The 11,641-nt window shown below is 53.8% G+C and carries 17 protein-coding genes and 1 pseudogene; 1 reads left to right on the forward strand and 17 read right to left on the reverse strand.

Annotation, left to right across the window (positions count from 1 at the left end; genetic code table 11):
- Positions 1–168 precede the first annotated feature (168 nt).
- From HD842_RS09270 to HD842_RS24530, 7 genes and pseudogenes are all read right to left on the reverse strand, one after another.
- Entirely contained in the window at positions 169–930 is a 762-nt protein-coding gene (locus tag HD842_RS09270) for a DUF3304 domain-containing protein (RefSeq protein ID WP_183553371.1), read from the reverse strand.
- A gap of 255 nt (positions 931–1,185) precedes the next feature.
- Positions 1,186–1,947, reverse strand: coding sequence for a DUF3304 domain-containing protein (locus HD842_RS09275; protein ID WP_183553373.1), 762 nt, complete (start codon positions 1,945–1,947; stop codon positions 1,186–1,188).
- Positions 1,944–2,558: a DUF4123 domain-containing protein gene (locus HD842_RS09280; protein WP_221290167.1), complete on the reverse strand. Its 615-nt coding sequence runs from the start codon at positions 2,556–2,558 to the stop codon at positions 1,944–1,946. Before HD842_RS09280 ends, HD842_RS09275 begins: the two co-directional genes overlap by 4 nt.
- A gap of 455 nt (positions 2,559–3,013) precedes the next feature.
- Positions 3,014–3,775 (reverse strand): DUF3304 domain-containing protein, encoded by a 762-nt coding sequence (locus tag HD842_RS09285; protein ID WP_183553377.1) that lies wholly within the window; start codon positions 3,773–3,775, stop codon positions 3,014–3,016.
- Positions 3,750–4,508 carry a DUF4123 domain-containing protein gene (locus HD842_RS09290; protein WP_183553379.1) on the reverse strand — a complete coding sequence of 253 codons (759 nt, stop codon included), beginning with the start codon at positions 4,506–4,508 and terminating at the stop codon, positions 3,750–3,752. Before HD842_RS09290 ends, HD842_RS09285 begins: the two co-directional genes overlap by 26 nt.
- Positions 4,509–4,840: 332 nt before the next feature.
- The gene (locus HD842_RS09295; RefSeq protein WP_183553382.1) at positions 4,841–5,602 is read right to left on the reverse strand and encodes a DUF3304 domain-containing protein; all 762 of its coding nucleotides are present in this window, start codon (positions 5,600–5,602) and stop codon (positions 4,841–4,843) included.
- Positions 5,603–5,869: 267 nt separating this feature from the next.
- Positions 5,870–6,568 (reverse strand): annotated as a pseudogene (locus HD842_RS24530) (type VI secretion system Vgr family protein); the annotation flags it as partial.
- 6 nt (positions 6,569–6,574) lie between these two features.
- On the opposite strand from HD842_RS24530, the gene HD842_RS09305 reads away from it, so the two are divergent.
- Positions 6,575–6,787 carry an EAL domain-containing protein gene (locus HD842_RS09305; protein WP_183553384.1) on the forward strand — a complete coding sequence of 71 codons (213 nt, stop codon included), beginning with the start codon at positions 6,575–6,577 and terminating at the stop codon, positions 6,785–6,787.
- 300 nt (positions 6,788–7,087) lie between these two features.
- On the opposite strand, the gene HD842_RS09310 is transcribed toward HD842_RS09305, so the two are convergent.
- The 10 genes from HD842_RS09310 to HD842_RS23840 all read right to left on the reverse strand — a co-directional run.
- Complete coding sequence (locus HD842_RS09310) at positions 7,088–7,468, reverse strand: hypothetical protein (protein ID WP_183553386.1); 381 nt, start codon at positions 7,466–7,468, stop codon at positions 7,088–7,090.
- A gap of 316 nt (positions 7,469–7,784) precedes the next feature.
- A complete protein-coding gene (locus HD842_RS09315) occupies positions 7,785–8,171 on the reverse strand; it encodes a phospholipase effector Tle1 domain-containing protein (RefSeq protein ID WP_183553401.1) in 387 nt (128 codons plus the stop codon).
- On the reverse strand, positions 8,164–8,634 hold the full coding sequence (locus HD842_RS09320) for a hypothetical protein (RefSeq protein ID WP_183553403.1): 471 nt from the start codon (positions 8,632–8,634) through the stop codon (positions 8,164–8,166). The genes HD842_RS09315 and HD842_RS09320 overlap by 8 nt, the downstream gene beginning before the upstream one ends.
- 123 nt (positions 8,635–8,757) lie before the next feature.
- Positions 8,758–9,015, reverse strand: a complete 258-nt coding sequence (locus HD842_RS09325; RefSeq protein WP_183553405.1) for a hypothetical protein — start codon at positions 9,013–9,015, stop codon at positions 8,758–8,760.
- 147 nt (positions 9,016–9,162) lie between these two features.
- Positions 9,163–9,432 carry a DUF2235 domain-containing protein gene (locus HD842_RS24055; protein ID WP_183553407.1) on the reverse strand — a complete coding sequence of 90 codons (270 nt, stop codon included), beginning with the start codon at positions 9,430–9,432 and terminating at the stop codon, positions 9,163–9,165.
- Positions 9,425–9,895, reverse strand: a complete 471-nt coding sequence (locus HD842_RS09335) for a hypothetical protein (protein ID WP_183553409.1) — start codon at positions 9,893–9,895, stop codon at positions 9,425–9,427. Before HD842_RS09335 ends, HD842_RS24055 begins: the two co-directional genes overlap by 8 nt.
- Positions 9,896–9,931: 36 nt before the next feature.
- Positions 9,932–10,210, reverse strand: a complete 279-nt coding sequence (locus HD842_RS09340) for a hypothetical protein (protein WP_183553411.1) — start codon at positions 10,208–10,210, stop codon at positions 9,932–9,934.
- A gap of 37 nt (positions 10,211–10,247) precedes the next feature.
- A complete protein-coding gene (locus HD842_RS09345; RefSeq protein ID WP_183553413.1) occupies positions 10,248–10,604 on the reverse strand; it encodes a hypothetical protein in 357 nt (118 codons plus the stop codon).
- Positions 10,601–11,362, reverse strand: coding sequence for a DUF3304 domain-containing protein (locus HD842_RS09350; protein ID WP_183553415.1), 762 nt, complete (start codon positions 11,360–11,362; stop codon positions 10,601–10,603). Before HD842_RS09350 ends, HD842_RS09345 begins: the two co-directional genes overlap by 4 nt.
- A partial coding sequence (locus HD842_RS23840; RefSeq protein ID WP_221290169.1) for a hypothetical protein occupies positions 11,334–11,641 on the reverse strand: 308 nt, incomplete at its 5' end. The genes HD842_RS09350 and HD842_RS23840, both read right to left, overlap by 29 nt.

Here is an 11,641-nt window from a genome sequence, read left to right on the forward strand (position 1 = left end):
AAGAAGCCAAAGACAAGATTCGTGTTACATGACGATTTTGGCTCTCCTAGCGGTGCCTGTTCGCGCTCTGCAAAATATCGGTTTTCCTTGTTTCGTCGCTAGAAAAAAATAAATCTTTTATATCCGCGCGCTCATAGCTTTCAGCGAGCTGAGGAGATAAAGCTGCGGTCATGGTTTCGCCTCCAATACTTTCTCAAGTCGTAATTTTGAACGTTTCAGTCCTTCAACGTATTCTTTATTCAAATAAGCTGCAAATGCCGGATCGTCTGATCCAGAGAATATTGAAATCTCCGCATTGCGTTGCTTTTTCTCGAAATCCCAAGCTTCTCGAACCCTCTTCTGCGGGTTGCTTTGAAGTTCCGATAGAAGTTTTTTGTAGTTGTCAACGTCGACCTGCGCTGAATACCGATATAACTCCCACCTTTCACGCCTATACTCCAATGATGGCTCAGGCCATCCTTTCACTCGCCCCGGCCAGTCGGGGTGGTCCGGCTGGACATTGCTAAACACCAGTTCGATTGCGCCCTCTTTCGTGCGCAAAACCCACAATGCCCCCACTTCTCTATCGGGAAAACGAGGTAACTCGACCATATGTACCTGCGTGATCTCTTCGAGCTTTTTTTCTGGTCCCTTTTTTGTCCAGTGCGTTGCCTGTACTTGCACTTGAATGCCGGGCGCCCATCGCTTTGGCAACTGATAGCAGCACATAGTGCCGCCCGCACTGAACGGGCTAATGTGTTCGCCTCCACCAGAATTCGACGGATCTTTTGGGTCCCCAACCACGTACTGGAATGACTCACTCGTATAATTGACGCCATGAAGGCTGACTGACACGCCGTTGCTTGAGGTCGCCATGGAAGGCGTCAACACCGCACATGCAGTGAGCAGAATTGGGAGACTACTAAGCAGTAACCGGTGAATCGTCATCATTTTTTCTCATATTGTCAGTTATTCAAGTGGCAAAATGCCCCCGGAGGGCTGCCAAATCATTCGTCGTATTCATACTCAGGCATGCAGCACACCAGAGTATAGTAACGTCACTGTCTATTCAAGCGATTGAATTGACTCCGGTACAGTTTTCGCCAGTGCCGTGACCGGGCACTTGCCGATAGGCGAGTCATAGCGTACTTTCTTTATCTTTGGCGACATCATAGGTGCTAGAAATTAAATAACAGGGTTTTTAACTCATGGCCGCGCTTTCATGATTTGCTCAAGACGGTATTTTGATCTATGCAAACCCTCAGCATAAATTTTCTCGACATATCGAATATATGCAGGATCGTCTGGTCCAGAAAATCCCTTAATTTCATCCAAAGCGTGTCTCTTGTCCGAAACCCATGCCAATTGAAGCTCAGACTTGGGGGATCTGTTCAGTTCTGCAGTAGACTCTTGGTAAACTCGCACGTTAAGTTCAGCAAGCTTGCGCTCCAACTCCCATCGTTCCAGCATGAACTCGCGCGATGGCACCGGCCAACCCTTGATGTTTCCAGGCCATTGCGGATGATCAGGTTGCAAGTCGCTTGAAACAATATCAATGCCACCATCGGACCTGCACAGCACCCATAATTCTCCAGCTTTTCCATTCGCGTAGGCTGGTAGTTCAACTGTATGCTTCTTTTCAATCGCAGAAATCTCTTCTCCATTCCCTGTCGATACCCAATGCCTCGATTCAACTTCAATGACTGTTCCAGGCGACCACTTGGCAGGGAGTTTGAAGCAGCAAACGATGCCGCCAGCGGCATATGGCCCGATGTGTTCTCCACCACCATTATTCTTTTCATCGCGTGGATCAACAACAGAAAACTCAACAGGGTCCGCAGTGTAGTTAACACCATGGATATTTACTGAAACCCGATCACCTGACCTTACCGCGCCAGATTCTCCTCGCGGACTGCAGCCACATAGCAAAAGCACAAATGTGCTAAACAGTATTTTGTAGATCGTCATTGAAATCGCACTGTCAGTTCTTTCTGAAAATTCAAGAATATATATGCCACATTGACGTGGCGTCCCATAGCAACCGTGGCCATTAATTTGTCACACCATCTCAATGTTGCAGTGTCGTCAAGACGACATTGGCGGGCCACCTGCACCGCCTCTCCGAGCAGATCGTGCCGCTCTGACGGCAAGCCATCCCAAGTGTCGCCGCCATACTGCAGCCGAACCCGTAGTTCGTCTGCTTCACTATCCAAGATCAGCCTTGAAAACTGCGCTTCACTTAACCTTGCATTCGCTGTAATCCCAGCCGCTGGTCCAGAGCAATCGATTGGCAGCGCTGCCCAAGCCCCGTTCCTGTCCATGTAATGCCAACTCAGGGCATTGCCCGCAAGCTCACGCTGCTGCTGAGGCATGAGAACGGCGGGGATGGCAGGCAGTCGGCGCGTGTCGTAAAAACTGAAATTGAAATAGTCTCCCCCGGTCACCACAATGCACCAAGCGGCGAGTCGTTGAACAAGTACGTCGATACTGTCGCTAGTAACAATCGCGCTCAACATTGGCAGTCCCTCGCATTGTTCCAGGACATGATGTAATGCCTGGTTGCCCGAAGCGAATGGCACCAGAAATGGCTATACGTCCCTCACTTTGTCGTTGCAGCCAGGAAACCGCTCGAACAGCAGGACTGGCTCGCTGGTCCTGCTCAGGTGCCGAAACAGGCCAGGTACAAACGCGCCGTCGATCAACAGTACAAGCTGTGCTCCGTCAGGCAGTCGCCTAGATTGTGACATTAGTTCAGCATGCCAATTGGTATGGTATGGATCGATCAGCATGCGTTGTTCCACCAACGTGAATGCGAGCGCAGCCGCCAGAGATTTTTTCAGACATTCGACACACGCCGTGCCGGGGATGGCCGGTAGCGGATAGGCCGGGCAACCAAGCCCGCGGCGCTTTTCTTCGCGGCGCGGATTGTAATCCTCCCCGGACACTGCACCGTAACCTGCGCAGCATCGCTGAAAATTCTTTCCTATTCGCGGCGCTGGCACAGTTATCAAGCAAACTGTACAAAGCTAAGCACTCACGGCTTATCCTTCATGATTTGCCTGAGCCGAGCCTCTGAGAAACGTAATCCTTCTATGTAGCGCTTCTTTAAGTCCTGATGATAGGCAGGATCTTCAGGGCCGGTAAATTTCTCTATCGTATCCTTTGAATATTTTTCGTCTAGATCCCATGCCTCACGAAACAAGGATTCTGATGATCTCTCTACTTCCGCAATAAGATACTGACTATTCTTTACGGCGTGCTCGGCATTGTCTCGAACCAACTCCCACCGCGTCAGCATAAAATCTCGAGAAGGGACTGGCCAACCTTTGATTTTTCCAGGCCATTGCGGGTGATTAGGTTGCAAATCGCTCGATACGACGTCGATTTTCCCATCCGCCATGCGCAGAACCCATAATTCTCCAGCCTGGCCACTCTCATATGGCGGCACCTCGACCATATGCTTCGTATAAATTCCCGAGGTCTCTTTTCCGTCCCCTGTCGATAACCAGTGCTTCGACTGAATTTCTACGGTTGTTCCGGGCGCCCACTTGCTAGGAAGCTTGAAGCAACAAACGATCCCCCCGGCTTCATAAGGCCCGATGAGTTCACCGCCCCCAGTGTTACTCGTGTCACGTGGATCGATAACAGAGAATTGAAACGTATCCCCGCTGTGGTTGACCCCATGAATACTTACCGACACCAAGTCACCCGACCGCGGCGAACTAGATTCTGCGCGCGAAGCACATCCGAACAGCAAAAGCAACAATGCGCTAAACAGTATTTTGTAATTCTTCATTAGGTGTCCCTATAAATTCGTTTTCCAGATTGGAAAATGCCTGCGCCACGTTGACGCCGGTGTCTATCCCGATCTCGTCTATCAGCCTGGCACACCACCGGAAGGTCGCCGTATTACCTAGTTGGTGTTTTCGCGCTATCTGCACGACCTGGCTCAGCAGATAATACCGCTCCGAGGGCAAACCATCCCAGACGGCCCCGCCATACTGTAGCCGAACCCATATCTCGTCGGCTTCACTATCCTCGATCAGCCTTGCAAACTGCGCTTCACTTAGCCTTGCGTTCACTGTAGTCCCGGCCGCTGGTCCAGAGTAATCAATCGGCAGCGCTGCCCAAGCCCCGTTCCTGGCAATGTAATGCCAGCTCAGGGCATTGCCGGCAAGCTCACGCTGCTGCTGAGGCATGAGAACGGCGAAGATAGCCGGCAATCGTCGCGTGTCGGGAAACCTGAAATTGAAATAGTCTCCCCCGGTCGCGACAGTGCACCAAGCGGCGAGTCGTTCAGCAAGTACATCGATACTGTCGCTAGTAACAATCGCGCTCAACATGGGCAGTCCTTCGCATTGCTCCAGGACGCGATGTAGTGCCTGGTTGTCCGAAACGAAAGGCACCAGGAATGGCGATACGTCCCTCACTTTGTCGTTGCAGCCCGGAAGCCGCTCGAACAACAAGGCTGGCTCGCTGGTTTTGCTCAGGTGCCGAAACAGGCCAGGTACAAACGCGCCGTCGATCAACAGTACAAGCTGTGCTCCGTTAGGCAGTCGCCTAGATTATGACATTAGTTCAGCATGCCAATTGGTATGGTATGGATCGATCAGCATGCGTTGTTCCACCAATGTGAATGCGAGCGCAGCCGCCAGAGATTTTTTCAGACATTCGACACACGCCGTGCCGGGGATGGCCGGTAGCGGACAGGCCGGGCAACCAAGCCCGCGGCGCTTTTCTTCGCGGCGTGGATTGTAATCCTCCCCGGACACTGCACCGTAACCTGCTCAGCATCGCTGAAAATTCTTTACTATTCGCGGCGCTGGCACAGTCATCAAGCAAACTGTACAAAGCTAAGCACTCATGGCTTATCCTTCATGATTTGCCTGAGCCGAGCCTCTGAGAAACGTAACCTGTCTGTGTAGCGCTTCTTTAAGCTCTGATGATAAGCAGAATCTTCAGAACCGGTAAACTTCTCTATCGTTTCCTTTGAATATTTTTCGTCTAGATCCCATGCCTCTCGAAACAAGGATTCTGATGATCTCTCTACTTCTGCAATAAGATGCTGACCATTCTTTACGGCGTGCTCGGCGTCGTCTCTAACCAACTCCCACCGCTTCAGCATAAAATCTCGAGAAGGGACTGGCCAACCTTTTATTTTTCCAGGCCATTGCGGATGATCAGGCTGCAAGTCGCTTGAAACAATATCAAAGCCACCATCGGACCTGCGCAGCACCCATAATTCTCCAGCTTTTCCATTCGCGTAGGCTGGTAGTTCAACTGTATGCTTCTTTTCGATAGCAGAAATCTCTTCTCCACTCCCTGTCGACAGCCAATGCCTCGATTCAACTTCGATAACTGTTCCAGGCGACCACTTGGCAGGGATTTTGAAGCAGCAAACGATGCCGCCAGCGGCATATGGCCCGATGTGTTCGCCACCACCATTATTCTTTTCATCGCGTGGATCAACAACAGAAAACTCAAAAGGTTCCTCAGTGTAGTTAACGCCATGTACACTTACTGAAACTTGATCACCTGACCTTGACGCGCCAGATTCTCCTCGCGGACTGCAGCCGCATAGCAAAAGTAAAAATGTGCTAAACAGTATTTTGTAGATCGTCATTGAAATCGCACCGTCAGTTCTTTCTGAAAATTCAAAAATACATGTGTGACGTTGACGTCGGTGTCCATCCCGATCTCGTCCATGGGCCTGGAGCACCACCGGAACATCGCCGTGTTACCTGATTGGTGTTGTCGCGCTATCTGCAATGTCTCGCTCAGCAGATAATATCGCTCCGAGGGCAAATCATCCCGGGCGACCCCGCCATACTACAGCCGAACCCTTATCTCGTCGGCTTCACTATGCTCGATCAGCCTTGCAAACTGCGCTTTACTTAGCCTTGCATTCGCTGCAGTCCCGGCCCCTGGTCCAGAATAATCGATCGGCAGCGCTGCCCGAGCCCCGTTCTTCGCGGCGTGGTTCGTAATCTTCCCGGACACTGCACCGTAATAATCCCGCCATCGATCGTGATATTCGCGCCGCCCGCTGTCCGCGCGCGCCATGGGGGATCTTGCGGCTCGTCACCAGCAAGCCCGTGGCGGCGCGCACCGCGGCATAGCCGTCCCTGTGCAATTCGGCTCCCAGCACGCGCAGGCCGCCGCGGTAGTTGTCGGCCGTGTGGATCAGGTGGCCCAGATTCAGTTCACTGGCGGCCTGAGTGCTCTTGAGCTGGATGCGGCCCCGGCTATCGGTGTCGTCGAACACGAGCTGGTTGTAGCCGCTGCCGCTGAATTCCTTGCTGCGGGTTCCCTACTGCGCGGCGCTGTTGCGGTGAACGGCGCTGGCCGCCGCTGCACCGTGCCACAGCGGCCCATTGCCGCCCGTCAGGTTGCCTTGCGCCGCGACGGCGTGATCGTTGGCCGCGCCGAAGATCGCCGTGTCGCTGTCCTGTTCGCTCTTGCCGCACGGGGTCGGTAGCGTGCCGCCTTCGCTGTGGCCGTTGTACAGCGCGCCGACGACCAGCGGCCGGTTGATGTCGTTTTCGAGAAACTGCATCAGTACTCCTTGCCCGATGCGCGGCAGGAACTTGCCCTCGTGCAGCAGATCAGCAACGAGGACAGGCAGTATTCGGTCGTGCTGGCGATCATCTCGATTTCACGCGGTCTGAATCTTGATTTGGTGGCCGAAGGCTTGGAAACGGAAGTGCAGGCGCGCTATCTGCGCGCGCATGGATGTTCGACGATGCAGGGTTTTTTGTTTCATCGACTGATGCCGGTGGGGGGCTTCGTCAACGTGCCCAATTCGTAGTGCTGTTACGTCGGCACGGCGCGTTACATGCCATGACGAACTGACGACGCCGCGCAGCTTGCGCAAGGCAGCACGAGAAAATCGCACTTAATGCAATTTTTTCAGAACCAGTCGTTTGCTTGACGTTTTATCTAGTTGACGCCGCGGTCGTACTGCCGATGCGCATCGTCTCTGACCTCGTTAGCTTTTCTGCTTGCCGCGGCGGCGGCATCCCGGCATCCCGGCCTGCGACTGTGCTTGCATCCGCGCGCCGATCGATCGCATTGCCGGCTGCATGCGCCTGGCGCCGCGCGTATTCGGCTAAATCGTGCGCACGGCGCTGCGCGGCGTGAGCCGCATCGCTGGCGACTTTTGCGGCAGCATCGTAGCTGCGTTTGGCTGCGGCGCGTGCTTCCGCTGCCTTTTGCAGCGCACACTGCTTGGTTTATTCGACTTTACACTCGGCAGCCGCGACCCGCGCATCGGCGCGGCGCGGCTTAGCGCTTCGGCAGAGGCATCCTTGGCCGCCTTCGTGGTCGTATCGACCGTCTGGCCCACTTGCCGCTCGCCCGACTCATGGGCGCTACCGACGGCGTCGCTGGCGGCGCTGGCCTTGTTGCCGATCCCGTTGCCCCATTCGGTCCAGACGCTGACGGTCGATTCGAGCACGCCACGCGGTTTGAAATAGCTAAATGGCGGCATTGAGAACGAAGTCCACTTTCGAGTCGGGGATAAAGTGCGACACGAAACCGACTACGCCCGTGCTGGCCGGTGTATCCCAGATGCAGGCGGTAGCTGTGGAAATACAGGTCGTCGCCATGCTTGTCGCATTGGCCGATCACGCGATTGGAAAACGCACGTGACAGTGCAGCCCCACGCGAAAAACCGAACAACGACATCGTGATGATCTTGATCAAGCGGTGCTGGCTAAGCACATCGCTTTCTTTCGTAAAGCCTTTTTCAGTGGTGCTGCCCGCATAGGTGGCCAACTCCCGGCAAGCCGCCTGCGAATTTGCGATCAACACGTCCTTGAGCCGGTCATTGACTGAGTCGTCGCCCTGGCGTAGCAGCCGGTCGCCGCCAAGCCGGACAGGCCACCGAGCTTGTCTTCGACCCATATGCTGGTCGAGTCGAGCCAGCCAGTAGCTTTGCCGTTGTAGCGTGTGCCGACGCCCGCGATATAAATCGCATAAGTCGACTTCGCGTCATCCTGGAGCGTGGCGTCACACATGCGCCCAACATTGCTCCAGCTACTGCTCGCGGTATCCTTTTCACGATTATTGCCGGTGCCGTCGAAAAACAGCGACAGGTGCACGACATCCTGGCAATCCTGGAACGGCGATGGCGAGCTCACGGCGACGTCGCGGTTAGTTGTAACGCATGCGACAGCCGCGTTTTCAGCCACGGCCGTACTCCTGCGCCATGGCGATGCCGCGCGGGGTCCTGCCGAGAATGCTGACCGATGCAATCAACTCGACGGTATCGTCCGGATAAATATGGACACCAAGGTATTTGGCGCCCTGGACGATATTTTCGAGGCGCAGCGGATTTTTGTTCACGACCGTTTCGCCATTGCGCGGCGTGCCTTCCGGACCGTCGAGCCGCCAGGTCACTTTTTTTGGTCCCAGATCGAAGGACACGCCCGTTACCATCCCGCCGCCGGTGGACGGATAGGCGTCACTGCCGCGACCGACTTTGCCGTCGATAAAGACATCAAAGATGGGCCGGTTCAAATAATTGTAAAGAATTACGTTTAACACTGCCTTCATGGATCTCGCCTCACAAGAAATTGCGACAGGAAGAACAGCGATTGCGCCGAGAAATTGGCGCCGGCTGGTTCCTGAAAACGGGACGTTACTGTCTTTCATTTCATCCTTTCAACACTCAAACGGCGCGCGCCCATCATTACGATTCAGTCAGTTTGGATGGCGGCAGCAATTTGATCGCTTCGTCAAACTCGAGGTCACGACGCTTGACGCGCGTCATCAGGGCTATGGCACGCCAAACAAGGCCACAGTATCGAACACCCCCATGAACTGCAGACGCAGGCGGTAGCTGTGGAAATACAGGTCTTCGCCAGGCTTGTCGCATTGGCCGATCGCGCGGTTGGAAAACGCACGTGGCAGCGTAGCCCCGCGCGAAAAACCAAACAACGACATCGTGATGATCTTGATCAAGCGGTGCTGGCTAAGCGCATCGTTGACTTCCGCAAAGCCTTTTTCAGTGGGGCTGGCTGCATAGGTGGCCAATTTCCGACCGGCCGCCTGCGCATTTGCGATCAACACTGCCTTAAGCCGGTCATTGACTGCATCGTCGCCCTGGCGTAGCCGCCGGTCGCCGCCCGAGCCGGACAGGCCACCGAGCGTGTCTTCGACCCAGATGCCGGCCGAGTCAAGCTAACTCGCGGCCTTGCCGTTGTATGGGGTTCCAACGCCGGCGATATAAATTGGATAAATCGACTTTCCTTTCTCCCTGATTGCGGCGTCAAACATGCGCCCGACGTTGCTCCAGCTGTTTGTGGCAGAGTCTCTTTCCCAGTTATTACCAGTGCCGTCGAAAAACAGCGACAGGTGCAGAACATCCCGGCAATCCTGGAACAGCGATGGCGGGCTCTCCGAGACGTCGCGGTTGGTTGCAACGCACGCGAGAGCTGCGTCATCAGCCACGACCGTACTCCCGCGCCATTGCTACACCGCGCAGACTCCAGTCAGGAGTGCCGATCGATGTCGTCAACTCGACGGTATCGTATGGATAAATATGCACACCCATGTACTTGGCGCCCTGAATAACGGTATCGAGACGTAACGGGTTCTTATTGGTAATAGTGTCGCCATTGCGCGGCGTGCCTTCAAGACCGTCGAGCCGCCAAGTGACTTTTTTCGGCCCCAATTCAAAGGGTACCCCAGTAAAAATTCCACCGCCGGTGGCCGGATAGGCGTCGCTGCTGTCACCAACTTTACCATCTACAAACACGTCGAAGATCGGCCGGTTTAAATAGTTGAACAGTACGACATTCAATCTGGCCTTCATGGGTTTCGCCTCACAAAAATTTGCAACAGGAAGATTGGCTACGGCGCAGAGGAAATTACGCCGGTTCGTTGCCACAAAAGGAATTTTGCTGTTTTTCATTTTGACCTTTCAACATTTGATCAGAGCGCTACATCGTCACGGTTCAGTCGGTCTGGACGGCGGCAACAACTCGATCGCATCATCAAATGCAATGTCGCCACGCTTGACACGCGTCATCAGCGCAGTCATTTGTGCATCGTTATACCAACGCTCGCGGTAAAGCAGGGTCATGGAGATATAGTTGACCAGGTCGCGCATCGACACCAGGCCAATGGCGCGTGCGCCGGCCAATGGCTGTTTCGCATAAGCATAGCGCCAAGCCTCCGGCACATGCCGCAACAGATTGGGCCGGTTCAGATCGAGGAGGTACAGCACATTATTAATAGCCTGTACCAATGCCAACCCAATACGCTCATTGTCCAGGTACATAGACGCGAAAAAAGTTGTTGTAGCTTGAGGCGTTGTGTTTCCAATCTGTATCCTCTGGCAGCACGCCGGGTACACTTTCCCCTGGAAAGCAATCGTACAAGCGTGCAATGTTCGAGTGCGCCTTGGTGGCGTTTGCTTTGACGTAGTTATTTCGTGTTCCGTCAAAAAAGAAGCCAAAGAAAATATTCGTGTTACATGACGATTTTGGGTCTCCTAGCGGTGCCTGTTCGCGCTTCTCATAATCTCTAAGATCATCTTTTTCGTCCTCGGAAAAAAATGTTTCTGTAATATCCGCACGCTCAAAGCTTTCAGCAAACCGAGGAGATAAGGATGCGGTCATGGTTTCGCCTTTAATACGTTCTCAAGTTGCAATTTAGAACTTTTTAGCTCATTGATGTACCTTCCTTTCAAATAAGCTGCGAATGCCGGATCTTCTGATCCGGTAAATTCCGAAATTTCCGCACTGCGTCGGTTCTTAAGGTGCTCCCATGACTCGCGAAGCCTCTGCTGCGGGTTGCTCTGAAGCTTCGATAGAAGACTTTTATAAAGGTCAACACTGCCTTGCGCTGAACGCCGATATAACTCCCACCGTTCACGCCTATACTCCAATGATGGCTCAGGCCATCCTTTCACTCGCCCCGGCCAGTCGGGGTGATCCGGCCGGACATTGCTAAACCCCAGTTCGATTGCGCCCTCTTTCGTGCGCAAAACCCACAATGCCCCCACTTCCCTATCGGGAAAACGAGGTAACTCGACCATGTGTACCTGCGTAATTTCTTCGAGCTTTTTTTCTGGTCCCTTTTCTGTCCAGTGCGTTGCCTGTACTTGCACTTGGATACCAGGCGCCCATCGCTTTGGCAACTGATAGCAGCACATGGTGCCTCCCGCACTGAACGGGCTAATGTGTTCGCTTCCACCAGAATTCGACGGATCTTTTGGGTCCCCAACCACGTACTGGAATGACTCACCCGTATAATTAACGCCATGAAGGCTGACTGACACGCCGTTGCTCGAAGTCGCCATGGAAGGCGTGAACACCGCACATGCAGTGAGCAGAATTGGGAGAATACTAAGCAGTAACCGGCGAATCGTCATCATTTGTTCTCATATTGTCAGTTATCCAAGTGGCAAAATGCCTCCGGAGGGCCGCCAAATCATTCGTCGTATTCATACTCAGGCAGGCAGCACACCAGAGTATAGTATCGTCACCGTTTATTTTCCGTTCGCGTGCGAGCGACAGTGCCGACGACAACAGGGCATGCCGCTGAGACGCTGGCAGGTTTGTCGTTTCGCCGCGGTATTCCAATCTTGCCCACATCTCGTCTGGTTCGCTGTCGCTGATCAAGCGCTTGAATTGACCTGCGTCCAGTTTCGCCC

It is taken from the genome of Massilia aurea (assembly GCF_014200505.1).
Taxonomy (GTDB): Bacteria; Pseudomonadota; Gammaproteobacteria; order Burkholderiales; family Burkholderiaceae_D; genus Telluria; species Telluria aurea_B.